Here is an 18,552-nt window from a genome sequence, read left to right on the forward strand (position 1 = left end):
AGCATCGCCCGATGCCTGTTTTCCTCACGCGCGGGGCCGCCGGCCTCGTGTTCGCGTCGCTGGCGGCGCAGGCGCAACCTCCTTCCCCGCAAGCCTGGCAGGCCTGCACCGCGGTGGCCGACCCCGCGGCGCGGCTGGCCTGCTTCGACGGCTGGTCGCGCAGCCAGGGCGGCGCCAGCGCCTCCGCCAACGCCTCGCCTGCATCCGGGCCTGCGGCGCCCGCCGCGGCAGCGCCCGCGACGGCAGCAGAGGCGGATCCGGCGGCGCCGGAGCCGCCGGTGCCGGAGCCGCCGGTGCGCTCGGCTGCCGGCACCCGCATCGGCCTGCGCCTGACCCGGCTGGAGGGTTGCCGCGATCCCCGCTATTCCTCGATGTCGCGCTTCTGGGAACTGGAGCCCGGCGCCGATTGCGGCACCTTCGGGCTGCGCGGCTACCGGCCGATCAGCATCGGCGTGGTCGCCTCCGACAGCGTGAACCGGCGCCCGACCTCGGACAACCCGCTCAACACCGCCCTGACCGACGTGGACTACCGCAACACCGAGCTGCGGCTGCAGCTGTCGGTGCGCACCAAGGTGGCCAAGGGCCTGCTGGTGAGTGACGAGGACGAGAGCGATTCGCTCTGGCTGGGCTACACGCAGCAGTCGTACTGGCAGCTGTTCACGCCCGCCCTGTCGCGGCCCTTCCGCAACACCGACCACGAACCGGAAATCATGTACGTGGCGCCGGTGCAGTCGGCGCTGCCGGGACGGTGGCGCCTGCGCTATGCCGGCGTGGGGGTGGCGCACCAGTCCAACGGCCAGTCGCTGCCGCTGTCGCGCAGCTGGAACCGCACCTACCTGATGGCCGGCGCAGAGCACGGCTCGCTGCAGCTGCACGGGCGGGTCTGGCGCCGCGCGGCCGAAGCCGGCACCGACGACAACCCCGCCGTCAGCGACTGGCTGGGCCGCGCGGAACTGCAGGCGATCTGGTCGGCCGATGCCGACAACCTGTGGTCGATGACGGCCCGCCATTCGCTGAAACGGCCGGGCCGCGGCTCGATCCGCGTCGAGTGGTTCCGCGCGCTGGCCGACAAGGGCACCGGTTCGTCCAGTGGCCTGCAGCTGCACACGCAACTGTTCGCCGGCTACGGCGACAGCCTGCTGGACTACAACCGCCGGCGCGTGACCTTCAGCGTGGGGCTGAGCCTGGTGGACTGGTGATCGCAGCGCCGGCCGACGCGGACAGGCAAGCGGAATCCAGCTTTTCGCGCAGCGTGCGCAGCCACCCGGATGCCTGCACCTGGCGCCCCAGGCATTCCTGGACGGAGGTGGCCTGGGCGCGCAGGGCGGCCGCGTCGCCGGCGGGCCGGCCCAGCACCTCGCACAGCCGCTCCCAGGGCGGCGCGAACAGCAAGGTGCCCGACGACAGGTAGATGTTCTGGCGGCGCCAGGTCTGCGCGATGCCGGTGAGCTTGCGTCCCTGCGCCAGCACCTCGCCCGGGCCGAGCCCGGCAAAGCAGGACCAGTGCGCGGTGGTCCGGCCTTCGTGCAGCGCGGCGCCCGCGATGCCCTGCTCGCGCAGCCAGTCCAGGTGCAACTGGCCGAACCAGCGGGCCGCTTCCGCCGGGCCCCGGGCCGCCACCGGATGCGAGCGCGGCAGCCGCAGCATCGCCTCCAGCATCCAGGGCCCGGTCAGCACCGCGCCACCGCCGCTGGCGCGGCGCTGCACCCGCAGCACGGGGTGGGTGGACAGGCCGCGCTGGCTGCGGCCGAGGACGACGGCGGGCACCAGGCCCACGCACGCCCAGAGGCGTGCGGGCTTCATGCGGGTGCGGACCGGGAGGCTATGGCCATCACACGAGTATCGACCGAACCGGGGCCGGCCGCACCGGCGCGCGCGCCCGCTCGTCGTCGTCGCCGTGCCGGCGCTGGCGATGGTCGTCGCCGCGCCAGGCCTTGGACGGCAGCAGCCCGTGGGGCGCCTGCTGCCACTCCCAGCTGCCATAGGCCAGCACCGCGGCCAGCAGCAGCAGCGCGAGGCCGGCCCGGTTCTTCTTCGCCAGGTCGGGGCCGCGGCCGGGCAGGCGGCCGGTCAGCATGGGCAAGGCCTGGTTCTGGCGCCGCAGCAGGCTCAGCGCCGCGAGCAGCGCAAGGTGCGCGAACACCACGAACAGCATCGCGTTGGCGAAGAACTCGTGGATCTCCTCCAGCCATTCGCCGTCGGACCACTCGTGGAAGGTGGCATAGCCGCTGAGCGTGACCGGCAGCACCAGCACCATCATCGACAGGATCGCCAGCGGGGCCAGCAGGTTCTGCCCCTGCCGCCAGTTGGCACCGGCCAGCCGCGTCGAGAACGCCGAGCGCAGCCACTGCGGTGCCGCGGCGATCCGCCGCCAGGTGAGGCTCAGGCGGGCGTGCCTCGGCCCCACCAGGCCATAGACGACGCGGAACGCCAGCAGGCCTGCCAGGGTGTAGCCGAGCACCACGTGCAGCGCGCGCCAGCGCTCGGCGTCGCCGGTCAGCCAGGCGCCGGCGAAGCTCAGCGCGAACAGCCAGTGGAACATGCGGGTAGGGGCGTCGACGACGCGGCGGCTGGGCACCGGCCCCGCGGCCGATGCGCCGGCCGCCAGCGTGGAGGGAGAAGAGGTCATGGCAACAGCTCCTTGGGATGTCAATCGTCGAAGGCACGCCGCGAACGGGGGTCGAGGCCGGCGGGCACGCGCAGGTGGTCGTCGTCGAACCGGCCCTGCTCGGCACGGCCGTGGCAGGCCGCGCAGTTGGCGGCGCTCTTGATGCTGGGCAGCTTCCAGGCGGCCGGCTCGATGCGCCGGTGCTTGCGCTCGAACCATTCCGAGCGCGTGATGCGGTCCTGCGGCGGCTGCTCGCGCACCCGCTTCCAGCTGCCGGCGTTGTCCGCCAGCCAGCCGGACAGCTGCTGCACCGTGGCCGCGTCCAGCGAGGCGTCGGTGCCGTAGTGGTCGTCCAGCCCGGACATCATGCGCAGCCAGGAGCGCGCCGGCAGCGCGCCGGGCGGGAAGGCCAGGTGGCAACTGCCGCACTCGGCGGGATAGGCGGGCGGCACCTGCGCCGGCATCGGCCGGCTGTCGGCCCGGGCGGCCCAGGGTGCGGCTGCCAGCAGCAGCGGCAGCAGGGTGTGGGCTGCGAAGGCGGCGATGCGGCTCATGGCTTGAGCCCCTGCAGGAAGGCCATCACGTCGGCTTTTTCCTTGGCGCTGCATTCGCGCTCCAACACGTCGCGGCAGTTGCGGCGGAACCACTTGTCGACCTTGGCGGTGTCGGTGAACGACTTGGGGTTGAACGCCGGCGCCAGCGGCGCGATGGTCTTGCCGGTGCCCTCGTGGCGGCCGTTGGCCGTGGGCGGGTTGCCGTGGCAGGAGGCGCAGGACCACTCGCCGCCATGCCGGCTGGTGAAGAACACGCGGCCGGCGGCGGCGTCGCCGGGCCGGCCGGCCTGGGCGCTCCAGTGCTGCAGTTGCTGTGCGGCCGAGGTGTCGGCCGCGCCGGCCGCGGGCGCACCCGCTACCAGCCACAGCGAGAGGGCCCACGGCAGCGCGCGCACGGCAGCGACCCTGCGGGAATGGGGGGTCATGCGGATTCCTTTCATCGAATGGCCGCGATGGTGCAAAGCCGCCCCTGTACCGCCGATGAAGGCGGCGTTCATGCCCCGTTCAGCTGCGGCGCGACACAATGCTTCACCCGCCCCGCCCTGCTCCATGCGCACCCGACTCCTCGCCCGCCTGCTCCCGCTGCTCGCCGCGCTGGCGCTGGGCGCCGGCCCGTCCGCCGGCTGGGCCGGCCGGCACGACGAGCACGACCACGACCGCGCGCGCGCCGCGCTGCAGGCCGGCGACGTGCTGCCGCTGGACCGGGTGCTGCAGCAGGTCGCGCAGACCCACCCCGGCCAGGTGATGGCGGTGGAGCTGGAGCGCGAGCAGCAGCGCTGGGTCTATGAACTCAAGCTGCTTCAGCCCGGCGGCGCGCTGCTCAAGCTGGAAGTCGATGCGAAGAGCGGCGAGGTGCTGCGGCGCAGGGAAAAGGCACGCTGATGCGGCTGCTGCTGGTGGAAGACGAGCCGGCCCTGCGCCGCCAGGTGTCGCAGGCGCTGGCCGAGGCCGGCTACGCCGTCGACACCGCCGACGACGGCCAGGAGGCGCTGCACCTCGGATCGGTGGAGCCGTACGACGCCATCGTGCTGGACCTGGGCCTGCCGGTGCTCGACGGCCTGAGCGTGCTGCGCCGCTGGCGCGCGGCCGGGCTGGCCACGCCGGTGCTGATCCTCACCGCGCGCGACCTCTGGCACGAAAAGGTGGCCGGCATCGACGCCGGCGCCGACGACTACCTGGCCAAACCCTTCCACGTGGAGGAACTGCTGGCGCGCCTGCGCGCCCTGATCCGGCGCGCGCAGGGGCTGGCCTCGGCGGTGCTCGCCTGCGGCCCGCTCACGCTGGACACGCGCAGCGGCCGCGTGACCTGCGACGGCGCCCCGGTGGCGCTGACCAGCCACGAGTTCAAGCTGCTGGCCTACCTGATGCACCGGCCCGGCACGGTGGTGTCGCGCACCGAGCTCACCGAGCACCTGTACGCGCAGGACTTCGAGCGCGACTCCAACACCATCGAGGTGTTCGTCGCCCGCCTGCGCCGCAAGCTGCCCGCCGGGATGATCGAGACGGTGCGCGGCATGGGCTACCGGCTCGTGCCCGGCGCATGAAGGCCACGCCTGCGCCGTCGCTGCGCCGGCGGCTGCTGGCCGCCACCGCGGGGGTGCTGGCGCTGGCGCTGCTGGCGGCCGGCTGGGGACTGTCGGCGCTGTTCCGCGAGCACGCGATGCAGCAGTTCCGCGAGGGGCTGCAGGGACAGCTGGACCAGCTCACGGCACGGCTCGACTTCGACGCCGCGGCGCAGCCCGTCGTCGATACCGCCGCGCTGAGCGATCCGCGCTGGGAGCGGCCCTACTCCGGCCTGTACTGGCAGCTGGACGGGGCCGGCCGCGCCGGCGTGCTGCGTTCGCGCTCGCTCTGGGACCAGGCCCTGGCGCTGCCGCCGGACAACGTGGGCGCGCGCGACGTGCACGTGCATGAAGCGGTCGGTCCGCTCGGCCGCCCCGTCCTGGTGCTGGAGCGCGACGTGCACGACCCGCGCCAGCCGCAAGCCGGCTGGCGGCTCGCCGTCGCGGCCGACACGGCGCCGCTGGACGCGGCCGTCCGGCGGTTCCGCGGCCAGCTCGCGCTGTCGCTGCTGGTGCTGTTCGCGCTGCTGCTGGCGGCCTCCTGGATCCAGGTGCTGGTGGGACTGGCGCCCCTGCGGGCGCTGCGCGAGGCGCTGGAAGCGGTGCGCGGCCAGCGCGCGCAGCGCCTGCAGGGCCGCTTCCCGGCCGAGGTGCAGCCGCTGGTGGACGAATTCAATGCGGTGCTGGCGCACAACGCGGCCATGGTGGAGCAGGCGCGCAAGCACGCCGGCAACCTGGCGCACGCCGTCAAGACGCCGCTGGCGGTGCTGCGGCAGGTGGGCGACCGCCTCCTGTCCGGCGCCGGCGCCGCGCCGGCCGGCGAAGCGGCGGAACTGGGCCGGCTGGTGCACGAGCAGGTCGACCTGGCGGCCCGGCACGTGGACTGGCACCTGGCACGCTCGCGCTCGGCCGCGCTGGCGCGCCCGGGCGGCCGGGCCACGCGCGTCGAGCCCGTGCTGCAGGGGCTGGCGCGCGTGATGGCCCGCGTGCACGCGCAGCGCGGCCTGCACATCGAGTTCGCACCGGTCGAGCCGACCCTGGCCTTCCAGGGCGAGGAACAGGACCTGCAGGAGATCCTGGGCAACCTGCTGGACAACGCCTGCAAGTGGGCGCGCAGCGGGATCCATGTCCGCGCGACGTCCGCCGGCGGCGCCGCGGGGCGGCAGCTTCGCATCGAGGTGGAAGACGACGGACCCGGCATCGACGATGCACAGCGCGCGCAGGCCGCGCGCCGGGGGGTCCGGCTGGACGAAACACTGCCGGGCAGCGGGCTCGGGCTGGCGATCGTGCAGGACCTGGTCGGCCTGTACGGCGGCACGCTGGACCTGCAGCGCGGCGAGCGCGGCGGGCTGCTGGCGGTGCTGCTGCTGCCGGCCGCCTGAGGCCGGCGGTGCCGCCGCGCGCACCCCGCCCGGCATCGATTCTTAGCAGATATCAAGACGGGGCCAGCCGGCGGGAATCGGCCCGGCCGGCGCCGCTCCATGGCAGGGAGGAAGGCCTTCGTCCTTCCCGAAACGACCTTGAAAGGACACCCCATGAGATCCCTCCCCGCCACGCCCCGGCTGCTGGTCCTGACGCTGGCTGCCGCAGGATTCGTCGCCCTGAACCTCGCGGGCACCCCGGCGCTGGCCGCCGGCGCGGCCCACGACCACGGCCATGCCGCCGCAGCCGCCAAGCCGCTGCCGGCCGGCAAGCGCTGGGCCACCGACGCGCCGCTGCGCGAGGGCATGACGGAGATCCGCCATGCCCTGGAGCCGCAGCTGGAAGCCATCCACAAGAACCAGCTGACGCCCGAGCAGTACCAGGCGATCGCCGCCAAGACCGAGCAGCAGGTGGCCCACATCGTCGCCAACTGCAAGCTGCCGCCCGATGCCGACGCCGCGCTGCACGTGATCATCGGCCAGATCGGCGAGAGCACCGAGGCGATGTCCGGCAAGTCCAAGGCCAGGCCGCGCGACGGCGCCGTCAAGCTGCTGGGGGCGCTGAACGAGTACGGCCGCACCTTCGACCACCCGGGCTGGAAGAAGCTGCGCGGCTGAGCGCCGCCGCACCGGGAGCGCTGCCGCCGCGCGCGGCGGCGCTCAGCGGCCGGCGGGTGCGGGCGAGCCACGCAGGCCGCGGCCGCGCTTCCCCGCCCCGGCGCGCAGCGCCAGCAGCGGCCAGGCATACAGGCCGGCCACGGCGCCCGCACCGGCGGCCATGGCCGCGAGCACCAGCCAGTCGACCGCGTAGCCCAGTTCGGCCAGCGACGATTTCGTCAGCGAGGGCACGAGCAGGAAGGCCGCCAGGGCGACGACGGCGGCCACCGCCAGCGCCGAGGCGAAGCCGCGCCGCCAGCCGGCGCCGCCCGCCCGCAGCGCCCATCCCCACAGCGCCGCCAGCGCCACCGCGGCCACCAGCAGCGGCACGGCCAGCGGCCGCGCGATCTCCAGGACGATGTTCAGCGCGAGCCAGATCTCGTACATGGCGGTGCTCCTTCCCGTTCAGACGCGGCCCTTGAGCACGGCCACGTAGGCCGGCTTGAGCATGCGGTACTTCATCAGCCAGGCGAAGTAGCTGTCCTGCAGCGGCTCCACCATCGGCAGCGTGGGCGTGAGGCGGCCCTCGTAGTCGAACTCGATCAGCATCGCCGAGCCTTCGCGCGTGATCAGCGGGCAGGAGGTGTAGCCGTCGAACGCCTGGTCGGGCGGCGCGCCGGCGATCACCTGCGCCAGGTTGTGGGCCACGATGGGCGCGCTCTTCTTCACCGTGGCGGCGGTCTTGCCGCGCGGGGTGCCGTTGATGTCGCCGACGCCGAACACGTTGGGATAGCGGCGGTGCTGCAGGGTCTTCGGATCGACTTCCAGCCAGCCGCCGGCGGCGAACGGGCCCTCCTTCCAGGCCAGGTCGCTGGCCTTGACCGCATCGGGGGCGCGCATCGGCGGCACGGCGTGCAGGAAGTCGTACGGCCGCTCGCTGCGCTCGCCTTCGGGCGAGACGAAGGTGGCGCGCCGCGCGCCGATGTCCACCGCCACCAGCTTCTGCGTGTACTCGACGCCGATGCGCAGCTGCTTCCAGCGCGCCAGCACGTTGTCGTTGACGGCCTTGACGCCGAACACGTTGCCCAGCGCCGAGAGGAAACTCACCTTCGAGCGGTCGAGCGTGCCGGCCTGGCGCAGCCGGTCGCGCAGCATGAAGGTCATCTTCAGCGCGCCCGCGCACTTCAGCGGCGTGGCCGGCAGCGTCATGAGGGCCTGCCCGCCGCGGCCGGCATAGGCCTGCATCGCGGCCCAGGTCGCCTGCGCCGCCTGCGGGCCGGCATACACGCTGCCCAGCCCCTCGCGGCCGATCGCCGCCACGTCCATGCCTTCGATCTGGGCGTAGTCCAGGTGCAGCCCGGTGGCCACCACCAGGAAGTCGTAGGGAATGCGCCGGCCCGCCGCGGTGACGACGCGGTTGGCCGCCGGGTCGAAGCCGGCCACCATCTCCTGCACCCACTGCGCCCCGGCCGGCTGGAAGTCGGCGTTGCGGTCGCGCACCTTGCCGACCGGCCACACGCCGGTGGCCACCAGCGTGTAGCCGGGCTGGTAGTTGTGCTCCAGCTTGGCATCCACGAGGGTGATCGAGGCGCCGTCCAGCAGGCGGGACAGGCGGCTGGCCACCGCGATGCCGCCCAGGCCGCTGCCGGCGATGACGATGCGGGCCCGGGTCTTCAGCGCGGCGCCCGCCTCTGCCGCGGCGCCGGTTGCGCCGCCGGCCAGCAGCGGTGCCGCCGCCAGCCCCTGCAGCCAGCGGCGGCGGCCGGCATCCACCCCGCCGGGAAGCCGTGCCGTGGCGTCGAGTCGGACCTGCATGTTGCCTCCTGCGCGTGGGCGGACACCGGACCATTGGAGCGGCCACCCTGCACGGTGGCTTGAGCCAGCTCAAGCAACACGGCCGGCGCCGACCCTATGGTTCGCCGCTGCGGGCCGCGCCCGCTTCGCAGCCCAGCCGCAGTGACCAGTCCCCGCGCCTCCACCCCCCCGGCCACCGCCAAGGAACGGGCCCTGCTGGCCGCCTTGCCGCTGCTGCAGGGCATGGACCGCAGCACCCTGGACCGGCTGGCCGCGCGCACGCAGCGGCTGCCGCTGCAGCGCGGCCAGGTGCTGTTCCGCAGCGGCGACGCGCCCACCGGCATGTACCTGGTCGTCTTCGGCGAAGTACGGCTGCAGGCGCGCGACGGCCAGGGTCGCGAGCGCCTGACCGGGGTCGCGACGGCCGGCCGCAGCTTCGGCGAGGCCGTGATGTTCCTGGAGCGCCCGGCGGTGGTCGACGCGGTGGCCGCCAGCGATGCCTTGCTGCTGCACCTGCCGCGCGAGGCGGTGTTCGACGAGATCGACCGCAGCCCGGTGTTCGCGCGCCGCATCATCGCGGCGCTGAGCGCACGCATCGAAAGCCTGGTGCAGGAACTCGACCGCCAGGCGCAGGGCGGCGGGCGCGAGCGCGTGATCGACTTCCTGGCGCGGGTGGCCGAGGCCAGCCCCGGCCCGGAAGCCATCACGCTGCCGGCCAGCAAGGCCTCGATCGCGGCACGCCTGCACGTGTCGCCCGAGCACTTCTCGCGCCTGCTGCGCGAGCTGCAGGCACAGGGCCTGCTCACCGTGGCGGGCCGGCGCATCACGGTGCCGGACGTGGCGGCGCTGCGGGCGGCGCGCGGCGCCGGGGGTTAGCGGCGCCCTTGCCCGGGCGCCCTTCTCACGGGTCGCCCGCCTGCAGCAGGAACTGCCAGGGCGTGGCGCGCAGCGACCGGTTGCAGGCCTGCACGGTGGGCCCGAGCCATTCGAAGATGCGGTGCACCGACAGCGCCGAGCGGAAGCTCAGGGTGCCGGCCGGCAGACCCTGCGCGGGCGCTTCCACCCGGCCGATCACGGCGCACTGCACCAGCAGGCGGCAGCAGGCATCGAAGACGGCGGGGTCGCCGAAATCCACGGCCCGCACCGGCGAGCGGTCGGCCCGCTGGGCCAGGTGCAGGTGGTAGCGCAGGGCCTTGCGCGGTCGCGCTTGCAGCGGCCTGGGCATGGCACGCACCGGCCGGTCGAGGGTCAGCGTGCCGGTGGCACTGGAGGGGCGGGCTCCCTGGGGAGTTGTGGCGCTGGTCGGGATCACTTTGGGAATGCGGCGGTACTACGGGGGCGCCATGGTGTTCCCGCCGGCCGGGCAGTGTCTGTAGGACGTTGCTGATGGCAGGGGCGCCGCGCCCGCGGTCTTGTGTTGCATCAAGTCCCGGCCGGCTCCAGCACAGGTGGATGCGGCGGGGCGCGCCAGGGCGGGACGGGGGTTCGGGCTTCTCCATAAGCTCATGAGAACTCTTTCGTTGGCCGCCGCGATTTCGCAGGCAAGCTACGCCCTTTTGCCCGCCGGCCCGCGGCGGGCTGCACGCCCGCACGGAGAGCCCCATGAGCCAGGACTGGAAATTCGAGACGCTGTCGGTGCACGCCGGCTATTCGCCCGACCCCACCACGCGCGCAGTGGTGCCGCCGCTGTACCAGACGGTGGCCTACGCCTTCGACAGCGCCCAGCACGGCGCCGACCTGTTCGACCTGAAGGTCGAGGGCAACATCTACACGCGCATCATGAATCCGACCCAGTCGGTGCTGGAGCAGCGGCTGGCGGCGCTGGAAGGCGGCGTGGCGGCGCTCGCGATGGCCTCGGGCATGGCGGCCATCACGGCCGCGATCCAGACCATCGCCGAGGCCGGCGACAACATCGTCGCCGCCAGCGCGCTGTACGGCGGCACCTACAACCTGTTCGCCCACACCTTCCCGCAGCAGGGCATCGAGGTGCGCTTCGCCGACCCGGCCCGGCCGCAATCCTTCGCGGCACTGATCGACGACCGCACCAAGGCCGTCTTCTGCGAATCGATCGGCAATCCGCTCGGCAACGTGTCCGACATCGCGGCACTGGCGCGGGTGGCGCACGACCACGGCGTGCCGCTGATCGTGGACAACACCGTGCCCAGCCCCTACCTGTTGCGCCCCTTCGAGCACGGCGCCGACATCGTGGTGCACGCGCTGACCAAGTACCTCAACGGGCACGGCAACAGCATCGGCGGCGCCATCGTGGACAGCGGCAAGTTCCCGTGGGCGCAGCACGCGGCGCGCTTCCGGCGCCTGAACGAGCCGGACGTGAGCTACCACGGCGTGGTCTACACGCAGGCGCTGGGCCCGGCCGCCTACATCGGCCGCGCGCGCGTGGTACCGCTGCGCAACATGGGCGCGGCGATCTCGCCGTTCAACGCCTGGCTGGTGCTGCAGGGCATCGAGACGCTGGCGCTGCGCATGGACCGCATCTGCGACAACGCCCTGGCGATCGCGCAGTTCCTGCAGCAGCACGAGGGCGTGGAATGGGTCAGCTACGCCGGCCTGCCGCAACACCCGCAGCACGAGCTGGCGAAGAAGTACCTGGGCGGACGGGCCTCGGGCATCCTGACCTTCGGCGTCAAGGGCGGCCGCGAGGCCGGTGCGCGCTTCCTCGATGCACTCCAGCTGTTCATCCGGCTGGTCAACATCGGCGACGTGCGCTCGCTGGCCACCCACCCGGCCTCGACGACGCACCGGCAGCTCTCGCCCGAGGAGCTGAAGAAGGCCGGCGTGTCGGAAGAGACGGTGCGCCTGTCGATCGGCATCGAGCACGTCGACGACCTGAAGGCCGACCTGGCGCAGGCGCTGGCCGCGGCCGCCCGCTGATCCGCAACAATGGCACCTGGCGCTGCCGACCCGCGGCGCGACTCCTGCACAAGGGCCTGGAAGGCCGCACGAAAGGAACCGACTTGATCCAGCGCTTCGACGTGGGCACCCGCCTGTCCGAAATGGCGGTGCACAACGGCACCGCCTACCTGGCCGGCCAGGTGGCCGGCGACGCCACCCAGGACATCCGTGGCCAGACGCGGCAGGTGCTCGCCGCGATCGACGCGCTGCTGGCGCGCGCCGGCTCGGACAAGTCGAAGATCCTGATGGCCCAGGTCTTCCTGCCCGACCTGGCCGACTTCGCCGGCATGAACGAGGTCTGGGAGGCCTGGCTGCCCGCCGGCAACGCGCCGCCGCGCGCCACCGTCCAGGCCAGCCTGGCGAAGAAGGAGTGGCGCATCGAAGTGGTGGTCACGGCGGCGGTGTAGCGGCCGGCGTCCCGCGCCGGGCTCATGCGCCGGCAGCCCATCCACGCGCAGGGCTTGCCTCGCCTCGGCGTCCGCAGGGGCTGCAGCGCGCCGCCAATTGCACCCACAATGAAGGCGAAGGCGGCCTCGCTGCGAGGCCGCGTCCTGCCTTGCGAAAGGGGTGTCCAGTGGCCGCTCACCGTGACATTGCCGCCCGCCGTACCGTGGCCCTGGTGGGCCCGAGTGGCGCCGGCAAGACCAGCCTGGCCGAAGCCTTGCTGTGGAAGGCCGGAGCGGTGGGCGCCCCCGGCAGCGTGGAGAAGGGCAGCACGGTCTCCGACTGGGACCCGCTGGAAAAGCGGCTGCTGCGCTCGCTGTCGGGCAGCGTGCTGCACCTGGAGCACGCCGGCATCACCGCCTACCTGGTCGACACGCCCGGCGCGCCCGATTTCCTGGGCCACTCGCTGCCGGCGCTGCAGGCGGTGGAGACCGCGGCCATCGTCATCAACGCCGCCACCGGCATCGAGCCGATGGCGCTGCGCATGATGGAGCGGGCCGGCGAGCTCGGGCGCGACCGCATCGTCGTGGTCAACCGCATCGACGCGCAGGGCGCGGGGCTGCAGGCGCTGGTCGCGCAGATCCAGGCGGCCTTCGGCAAGGAGTGCCTGCCGGTCAACCTGCCGGCGCAGGACGGGCAGGCGGTACTGGACTGCTTCTGGAAGCTGAAGGACGACGGGCCGGCGCCCGATTTCTCGTCGGTGGAACAGGCGCACCGCGCGCTGGTCGAACAGGTGGTGGAGGTGGACGCGGCCTTCGTCGAGCGCTACCTCAACGAAGGCGACGTCGACCCGGCCGAGCTGCACGCGCCGCTGGAGCAGGCGCTGCGCGAAGGCCACCTGGTGCCGATCTGCTTCGTTTCCGCGCGCACCGGGGCCGGCGTGGCCGAGCTGCTGGACGTGATCGAGCGGCTGCTGCCCGACCCGACCGAGGGCAACCCGCCCGAATTCCTGCAGGGGGAAGGCGAGGACGCGCGGCCGATCCCGGTGGCGGTGGACCCGGACCGGCACGTGCTGGCCCACGTCTTCAAGGTCACGCAGGATCCCTACGTCGGCAAGATGGGCGTCGCGCGCGTGCACCAGGGCACGATCACGCGCGACAGCCAGCTCTACGTGGGAGACGGCCGCCGCCCTTTCAAGGTGGGTCACCTCTTCCAGCTGCAGGGCAACAAGCTGGCCGAGGTGGCCCAGGCGGTCCCCGGCGACCTGTGCGCGATCGCCAAGGTGGAGGAGATGCACTTCGATGCGGTGCTGCACGACGCCGCCGAGGACGCGCACATCCACCTGAAGCCGCTGCAGTTCCCGGTGCCGGTGCACGGGCTGGCGATCGAGCCGAAGCGGCGCGGCGACGAGCAGCGCCTGCACGATATCCTGCAGAAGCTGGTGAGCGAGGACCCCTGCCTGCGCGTGGAGCAGCCGGCCGGCAGCCATGAGACGGTGGTCTACGGGCTGGGCGAACTGCACCTGCGCACGCTGCTGGAGCGGCTGACCGAGGTGCACGGCTGCCAGGTCGAGACGCGGCCGCCGCGCATCGCCTACCGCGAGACCGTCACCGCGGCGGCCGAGGGCCACCACCGCCACAAGAAGCAGACCGGCGGCGCCGGCCAGTTCGGCGAGGTGTTCCTGCGCATCGAGCCGCTGCCGCGCGGCGCCGGCTTCCAGTTCGTCGACGAGGTCAAGGGCGGCGCCATCCCCGGCAACTTCATGCCGGCGGTGGAAAAGGGCGTGCGCCAGGCGATGGAGCAGGGCGTGGTGGCCGGCTACCCCGTGGTGGACCTGAAGGTCACGGTGTACGACGGCAAGCACCACAGCGTGGACAGCAAGGAGATCGCCTTCGTCACCGCCGGCCGCAAGGCGCTGGTCGATGCGGTCAGGGCGGGACGGCCGTGCGTGCTGGAGCCCATCGTCGGCATGGAGATCAGCGCGCCCGAGCCCAACCTGGGCGACATCACCGGCGACCTGGCGTCGCGCCGCGGCCAGGTGAGCGGCACCCGGTCGGGGGCCGACGGCCTCTCGACGGTGCAGGCGCTGGCCCCGCTGTCGGAGCTGGCCAGCTACCAGCTGCGCCTGAATTCGCTGACCGGCGGCCAGGGCCGCTACACGCTGGCCTTCAGCCACTACGAGCCGGTGCCGCCCGGCGTGCAGGCGCAACTGGCGCAGCAGTTCAAGCCGAAGGAGGAATAGGCGGCTACAGCGCCACCACGATCAGCAGCGCGATCAGCAGGACCAGGATGATGTCGCGGTCGCTGAACGCACCGCCGGCGGGCAGGCTGTCGATGCGCTGGGCGAGCGCGTGCACTTCCTGCTGGGTCATCGCATCGACGCGGTGGCTGGCGTCGAGACCGCCCACACCCATGGCACGAAGCCGGTCCTTCAGCGCGGCGCTGTCGAGGAACTGCTGCACCTTGGCGCGATCGAGCTGCTCCTGCGTCGGCGGCTGCGCCGCCATCACGGCTTCGGGGCCGATCAGTTCCGCTTGCGCCAGCGGAGCCTGCAGCGCGATGACCGCGGCCAGGCACTGGCAGGAGCGGCGAATGAGGGGCGTCGATGGCTTCTTCATGGGCAGCCTCGCTCGGGGGAAGTGGAGCGCCCGACTATATCGGCCGCGGCCGGCCGCGTGGGGCCGCGTTACCGGATGGGCTGTGGCTCACGGAGCGGGCAGGAACCCTTCCACCGACAGGTAGCGCTCGCCGGTGTCGTAGTTGAAGCCCAGCACCCTGGCGCCGGCGGGCAGGTCCGGCAGCTTCTGCGCGATCGCGGCGAGTGCGGCGCCCGAGGAGATCCCCACCAGCAGGCCCTCCTCGCGCGCACAGCGGCGCGCCATCTCGCGCGCCGGCTCGGCGTCGACCTGGATCACGCCGTCGATCAGCTTCATGTCCATGATCTTCGGGATGAAGCCGGCGCCGATCCCCTGCAGCGGGTGCGGGCCCGGCTGGCCGCCCGAGAGCACGGGCGAGGCGGTGGGCTCCACGGCGAACACCTTCAGCTGCGGCCACTTCGGCTTGAGCACCTTCGCGCAGGCGGTGATGTGCCCGCCGGTGCCCACGCCGGTGACGATGCAGTCCAGTCCATCCGGGAAGTCTTCCAGGATCTCGCGCGCCGTGGTCTGCTCGTGCACGGCCACGTTGGCCGGGTTCTCGAACTGCTGCGGAATCCAGGCGCCGGGCGTCTGTGCGGCCAGCTCCTCGGCCCGCGCGATGGCCCCTTTCATGCCCTTCTCGCGCGGGGTCAGGTCGAAGCTGGCGCCATAGGCCAGCATCAGCCGGCGCCGCTCGACCGACATGCTGTCGGGCATCACCAGCACCAGCCGGTAGCCCTTGACGGCGGCCACCATCGCCAGCCCGATGCCGGTGTTGCCCGAGGTCGGCTCGATGATGGTGCCGCCGGGCCCGAGCCGGCCCGACCGCTCGGCGTCCTCGATCATGGACAGGGCGATGCGGTCCTTGATCGAGCCGCCCGGGTTGGCGCGCTCGCTCTTCACCCACACCTGGTGGCTGTCGCCGAACAGCCGGTTGATCCGCACGTGCGGCGTGCGGCCGATGGTCTCGAGGATGCTGTTGGCCTTCATCGAAGCGCTCTCCTTGCAGCGAGGCGGCCATTGTGCGCCGGGCCGGCGCCGGCGGGGGTGCCGGCCTCGCCCGGGCCCCATCTAATGAGACCAGGCGCCGGCGCTGTCGCCCAGGATGCGCTGCAGGTCGCGCCCGACCTGGGCCACCGCCGGCACCGGGACCAGCCGGCCCTCGCGGCCCGCCCTCAGGCCGCCCTCGGCCGTGACCTCGGCGATCCAGCACGGTGGCGCAAAGGGCGAGCCCGTGACCCGGCGCGCCGCGGCGCAGTCGACGTACAGCGGCACCGGCGACTGGATGCAGATGCGCTGCCCCCAGGATCGCTCCTGCGGAGCCTGCACCTCGTAGCCCACCGCCTGCAGTTGCTCGCGCAGCCACGCCGCGATCTGCCGCTCGCCCTCGGTCGTGAAGTCGGCGCCGACGTGCTCGGCCCGGAACCAGAACTGCGGGTGGTGTTCGTTCATGCGGACTCCCTCGTATGGCTGGACTGCAGGACCATGCTAAGCGGCGCAGATGACGGCCCGGAGACCGACACGGACTCTTACATGAGGGAAATCCTGAACATCTTTAGGCCTACACGCGGCCGATCGCCGGCACGCGTCGAGGGCGGCGGTGTCGAAGCGATGGACGAGAATCCGGGGCACCGGTCCTGCCTGGAGGTACCCGACTTGGAACCCACCATCTTCACCCGCATCCTGCGCCGCGAAGTGCCGGCGGCGATCGTCCACGAGGACGAGCTGACCTTCGCCTTCATGGACGCGGGCCAGCTCAATCCCGGGCACGTGCTGGTGGCGACCCGGCAGCAGGCCGAAACCCTGCTCGATGTCGACGAGGACACGGCCGCCGCGCTGTTCCGCACCGTGCACCGGGTGGCCCGGGCGGTGCAAGCCGCCTTCCAGCCCGAGGGCCTGACCATCCTGCAGGCCAACCGGGTGGCCGGCTGGCAGACCGTGCCGCACCTGCACGTGCACGTGCTGCCTCGGCACCCCGACGACGGCGTCGGGCTGGTGTGGCCGCGCAAGAACCCCTCGCTCGAAGAGCTGCGGCGGATCGCCGCCCGCATCAGGCTCTGATCCGCGGCGCCGGGCGCTACATCTTCAGCTCGTAGTCCACCGTCACCGGCGCGTGGTCGGAGAAGCGCTCGCGGCGGTAGATCTCCTCGCGCCGCGCCGTCGCGGCGATGGCCGGCGTCGCCAGGTGGTAGTCCAGCCGCCAGCCGACGTTCTTCGCATAGGCCTGGCCGCGGTTGCTCCACCACGTGTAGCTCTCGTCGGTGGTGTGCGGCTGCAGGTGGCGGTAGACGTCGACGATGCGATGCTCGTCGAGCAGCCGGGTCATCCAGGCGCGCTCCTCGGGCAGGAAGCCGCTGTTCTTGCGGTTGCCGCGCCAGTTCTTCAGGTCCTGCTCCTTGTGCGCGATGTTGACGTCGCCGCACAGCACGAAGTCGCGCTCGCCCTTGAGCCGCAGCAGGTGCGGCTCGAATTCGTCGAGGAAACGGAACTTGGCCTGCTGGCGCTCCTCGCCGGAGGAGCCGCTGGGAAAGTAGGCGCTGATCACCGAGAACTTGCGCTGCGGCGTGTCGAATCGCAGTTCGACATAGCGGCCCTCGGCGTCGAACTCCGCGGAGCCGAATCCGACCACCACGTCGGTCGGCTCGTGCCGGCTGTACACGCCCACGCCCGAGTAGCCCTTCTTCTGCGCGAAGTGGAAGTAGCCTTTCCGCCCGGCCAGTGCCTCGAAGCGGCCCTGCACCTCGGGGGCCTGGCACTTGACCTCCTGCACGCAAATACAATCCGGCTTCGCCTGCGCCAGCCACTGCTCCACGCCTTTCGTCGCGGCGGACCGGATCCCGTTGAGGTTGAGGCTGGTGAGCTTGAACAAGGAATTTCCCATGGTGGCAGCGCGCAGCCAGGACACCCTGGCGCAGGACTTCGTGCAGTTCGCGGTGGAGGCCGGCGTGTTGCGCTTCGGCGAATTCAGGACCAAGGCCGGCCGCCTGTCGCCCTACTTCTTCAACGCGGGCCTGTTCGACGACGGCGCCAAGCTCGGCCGGCTGGCGCAATTCTATGCACGCCGCATCCTGGCTTCGGGCATCGAGTTCGACATGCTGTTCGGGCCCGCGTACAAGGGCATCCCGCTGGCGGCGGCGGTGGCCATCGAGCTGGCGCGTGCCGGCCGAAACGCGCCTTACGCGTACAACCGCAAGGAAGCCAAGGACCATGGCGAAGGCGGCAACCTGGTCGGCGCGCCGGTGCGGGGGCGCGTGCTGATCGTCGACGACGTGATGTCGGCCGGCACGGCGGCGCGCGAGTCGATCGCGTTGATCCGCGCTGCCGGCGCTACGCCGCACGCGGTGGCGATTGCGCTGGACCGCCAGGAAAAGGCCACCGAGGGCGGCCGCGACGTCGAGCACAGCGCGGTGCAGTACGTGCGGCGGCAACTCGGGCTGCAGGTGTGCGCGATCGCCGAACTGTCCGACCTGCTGGCCTACCTGGAGCAGCACGCCGGTGACGAGCTTGGCGCGCACTACGCCAAGGTGCTGGCGTACCGGGAACGTTACGGGGTGGATTGAGTCAAGGACCGAGGGCGCCGGCGGCAACCCCGCCCGTGGGGCAGCTTCCGCTTCATCCTGGCGAAAGCCGGGATCCATCTCCAGGTGCCTGCAGGCACCGTACGTGATTCCAGTGCGGGAGATGGATTGCGGCTCGAGGCCGCAACGACACCCCCTCGTGTCATCCCGGCGCAAGCCGGGGATCCACCTCCTGCCGCCTGCGAGCGGCCGGGCGTGTTCAGGGAGCGGTGATGGATTGCGGCTCGAGGCCGCAATGACACCCCCTCGTGTCATCCCCGGCGCAAGCCGGGGATCCACCTCCTGCCGCCTGCGAGCGGCCGGGCGTGTTCAGGGAGCCGGTGATCGATTGCGCCTCGTCGCCGCAATGACACCGTTCACTGTCATCCTGGCGAAAGCCAGGGGTGAGTTCAACCGGTCAATGCAACAGTATCGAAACTGTTGGAGATCGGGATGGAGATGGCGAAGTCGCGAGGGCTGACTCGGTGGCAGCAGGCGGAGCTCTGGAGCCGCTGGAAAGCTGGCC

At 72.3% G+C, this 18,552-nt stretch carries 22 protein-coding genes; 11 read left to right on the forward strand and 11 right to left on the reverse strand.

The genetic code is table 11. From position 1 onward, the window contains the following. Positions 1-11 precede the first annotated feature (11 nt). Positions 12-1,199 carry a phospholipase A gene (locus V6M57_RS01150; RefSeq protein ID WP_332813141.1) on the forward strand — a complete coding sequence of 396 codons (1,188 nt, stop codon included), beginning with the start codon at positions 12-14 and terminating at the stop codon, positions 1,197-1,199. Here the strand turns inward: V6M57_RS01150 and V6M57_RS01155 are convergent. Genes V6M57_RS01155 through V6M57_RS01170 form a run of 4 tightly spaced genes read right to left on the reverse strand, consistent with a single transcriptional unit; the run spans position 1,168 to position 3,587 of the window. After that, positions 1,168-1,803, reverse strand: coding sequence for a lipoyl protein ligase domain-containing protein (locus V6M57_RS01155; RefSeq protein WP_332813142.1), 636 nt, complete (start codon positions 1,801-1,803; stop codon positions 1,168-1,170). The two genes, V6M57_RS01150 and V6M57_RS01155, sit on opposite strands and share 32 nt — an antisense overlap. 28 nt (positions 1,804-1,831) lie before the next feature. Further along, positions 1,832-2,629 carry a cytochrome b/b6 domain-containing protein gene (locus V6M57_RS01160; protein ID WP_332813143.1) on the reverse strand — a complete coding sequence of 266 codons (798 nt, stop codon included), beginning with the start codon at positions 2,627-2,629 and terminating at the stop codon, positions 1,832-1,834. Positions 2,630-2,649: 20 nt separating this feature from the next. Next, positions 2,650-3,162: a diheme cytochrome c gene (locus V6M57_RS01165; protein ID WP_332813144.1), complete on the reverse strand. Its 513-nt coding sequence runs from the start codon at positions 3,160-3,162 to the stop codon at positions 2,650-2,652. Further along, a complete protein-coding gene (locus V6M57_RS01170) occupies positions 3,159-3,587 on the reverse strand; it encodes a DUF1924 domain-containing protein (protein ID WP_332813145.1) in 429 nt (142 codons plus the stop codon). The genes V6M57_RS01165 and V6M57_RS01170 overlap by 4 nt, the downstream gene beginning before the upstream one ends. 124 nt (positions 3,588-3,711) lie before the next feature. Here V6M57_RS01170 and V6M57_RS01175 point away from each other — a divergent pair, with 124 nt between their 5' ends. From V6M57_RS01175 to V6M57_RS01190, 4 genes are all read left to right on the forward strand, one after another. After that, entirely contained in the window at positions 3,712-4,044 is a 333-nt protein-coding gene (locus V6M57_RS01175) for a PepSY domain-containing protein (RefSeq protein ID WP_332813146.1), read from the forward strand. Continuing rightward, entirely contained in the window at positions 4,044-4,706 is a 663-nt protein-coding gene (locus tag V6M57_RS01180) for a response regulator transcription factor (RefSeq protein ID WP_332813147.1), read from the forward strand. The genes V6M57_RS01175 and V6M57_RS01180 overlap by 1 nt, the downstream gene beginning before the upstream one ends. Then, entirely contained in the window at positions 4,703-6,106 is a 1,404-nt protein-coding gene (locus V6M57_RS01185) for a sensor histidine kinase (protein ID WP_332813148.1), read from the forward strand. Before V6M57_RS01180 ends, V6M57_RS01185 begins: the two co-directional genes overlap by 4 nt. 153 nt (positions 6,107-6,259) lie before the next feature. Beyond that, on the forward strand, positions 6,260-6,763 hold the full coding sequence (locus tag V6M57_RS01190) for a hypothetical protein (protein ID WP_332813149.1): 504 nt from the start codon (positions 6,260-6,262) through the stop codon (positions 6,761-6,763). Positions 6,764-6,805: 42 nt separating this feature from the next. On the opposite strand, the gene V6M57_RS01195 is transcribed toward V6M57_RS01190, so the two are convergent. Both V6M57_RS01195 and V6M57_RS01200 read right to left on the reverse strand, forming a co-directional pair. Next, complete coding sequence (locus V6M57_RS01195) at positions 6,806-7,189, reverse strand: DUF5368 family protein (protein ID WP_332813150.1); 384 nt, start codon at positions 7,187-7,189, stop codon at positions 6,806-6,808. An 18-nt stretch (positions 7,190-7,207) separates the two neighbouring features. Next, a complete protein-coding gene (locus V6M57_RS01200; RefSeq protein ID WP_332813151.1) occupies positions 7,208-8,557 on the reverse strand; it encodes an NAD(P)/FAD-dependent oxidoreductase in 1,350 nt (449 codons plus the stop codon). A 141-nt stretch (positions 8,558-8,698) separates the two neighbouring features. Between V6M57_RS01200 and V6M57_RS01205 the strand changes: the two genes are divergently transcribed. Beyond that, the gene (locus tag V6M57_RS01205) at positions 8,699-9,412 is read left to right on the forward strand and encodes a Crp/Fnr family transcriptional regulator (RefSeq protein ID WP_332813152.1); all 714 of its coding nucleotides are present in this window, start codon (positions 8,699-8,701) and stop codon (positions 9,410-9,412) included. Positions 9,413-9,437: 25 nt separating this feature from the next. On the opposite strand, the gene V6M57_RS01210 is transcribed toward V6M57_RS01205, so the two are convergent. Further along, entirely contained in the window at positions 9,438-9,848 is a 411-nt protein-coding gene (locus tag V6M57_RS01210) for a hypothetical protein (protein WP_332813153.1), read from the reverse strand. A 290-nt stretch (positions 9,849-10,138) separates the two neighbouring features. Here V6M57_RS01210 and V6M57_RS01215 point away from each other — a divergent pair, with 290 nt between their 5' ends. The 3 genes from V6M57_RS01215 to fusA all read left to right on the forward strand — a co-directional run bounded on the left by V6M57_RS01215 (position 10,139) and on the right by fusA (position 14,075). Beyond that, positions 10,139-11,428, forward strand: a complete 1,290-nt coding sequence (locus tag V6M57_RS01215) for an O-acetylhomoserine aminocarboxypropyltransferase/cysteine synthase family protein (RefSeq protein WP_332813154.1) — start codon at positions 10,139-10,141, stop codon at positions 11,426-11,428. Between the two features lie 83 nt (positions 11,429-11,511). Beyond that, positions 11,512-11,856, forward strand: a complete 345-nt coding sequence (locus V6M57_RS01220) for a RidA family protein (protein ID WP_332813155.1) — start codon at positions 11,512-11,514, stop codon at positions 11,854-11,856. A 167-nt stretch (positions 11,857-12,023) separates the two neighbouring features. Then, positions 12,024-14,075 carry an elongation factor G gene (gene fusA / locus V6M57_RS01225; RefSeq protein WP_332813156.1) on the forward strand — a complete coding sequence of 684 codons (2,052 nt, stop codon included), beginning with the start codon at positions 12,024-12,026 and terminating at the stop codon, positions 14,073-14,075. 4 nt (positions 14,076-14,079) lie between these two features. Here fusA and V6M57_RS01230 read toward each other — a convergent pair whose 3' ends face one another. The 3 genes from V6M57_RS01230 to V6M57_RS01240 all read right to left on the reverse strand — a co-directional run bounded on the left by V6M57_RS01230 (position 14,080) and on the right by V6M57_RS01240 (position 15,921). Continuing rightward, a complete protein-coding gene (locus V6M57_RS01230) occupies positions 14,080-14,451 on the reverse strand; it encodes a PA2779 family protein (protein WP_332813157.1) in 372 nt (123 codons plus the stop codon). 87 nt (positions 14,452-14,538) lie between these two features. After that, positions 14,539-15,459: a cysteine synthase A gene (gene cysK / locus V6M57_RS01235; protein ID WP_332813158.1), complete on the reverse strand. Its 921-nt coding sequence runs from the start codon at positions 15,457-15,459 to the stop codon at positions 14,539-14,541. An 81-nt stretch (positions 15,460-15,540) separates the two neighbouring features. Further along, the gene (locus V6M57_RS01240; protein ID WP_332813159.1) at positions 15,541-15,921 is read right to left on the reverse strand and encodes a hypothetical protein; all 381 of its coding nucleotides are present in this window, start codon (positions 15,919-15,921) and stop codon (positions 15,541-15,543) included. Between the two features lie 204 nt (positions 15,922-16,125). On the opposite strand from V6M57_RS01240, the gene V6M57_RS01245 reads away from it, so the two are divergent. Continuing rightward, positions 16,126-16,530, forward strand: a complete 405-nt coding sequence (locus V6M57_RS01245; protein WP_332813160.1) for an HIT family protein — start codon at positions 16,126-16,128, stop codon at positions 16,528-16,530. Positions 16,531-16,546: 16 nt separating this feature from the next. Here the strand turns inward: V6M57_RS01245 and V6M57_RS01250 are convergent, their stop codons facing one another. Beyond that, a complete protein-coding gene (locus tag V6M57_RS01250; protein WP_332813161.1) occupies positions 16,547-17,350 on the reverse strand; it encodes an exodeoxyribonuclease III in 804 nt (267 codons plus the stop codon). Between V6M57_RS01250 and pyrE the strand changes: the two genes are divergently transcribed. Further along, positions 17,349-18,029, forward strand: a complete 681-nt coding sequence (pyrE, locus tag V6M57_RS01255) for an orotate phosphoribosyltransferase (RefSeq protein ID WP_332813162.1) — start codon at positions 17,349-17,351, stop codon at positions 18,027-18,029. The two genes, V6M57_RS01250 and pyrE, sit on opposite strands and share 2 nt — an antisense overlap. Positions 18,030-18,552: the final 523 nt, after the last annotated feature.

The organism is Ramlibacter sp. (assembly GCF_036676645.1).
In the GTDB taxonomy this organism is placed as follows: Bacteria; Pseudomonadota; Gammaproteobacteria; order Burkholderiales; family Burkholderiaceae_C; genus Ramlibacter.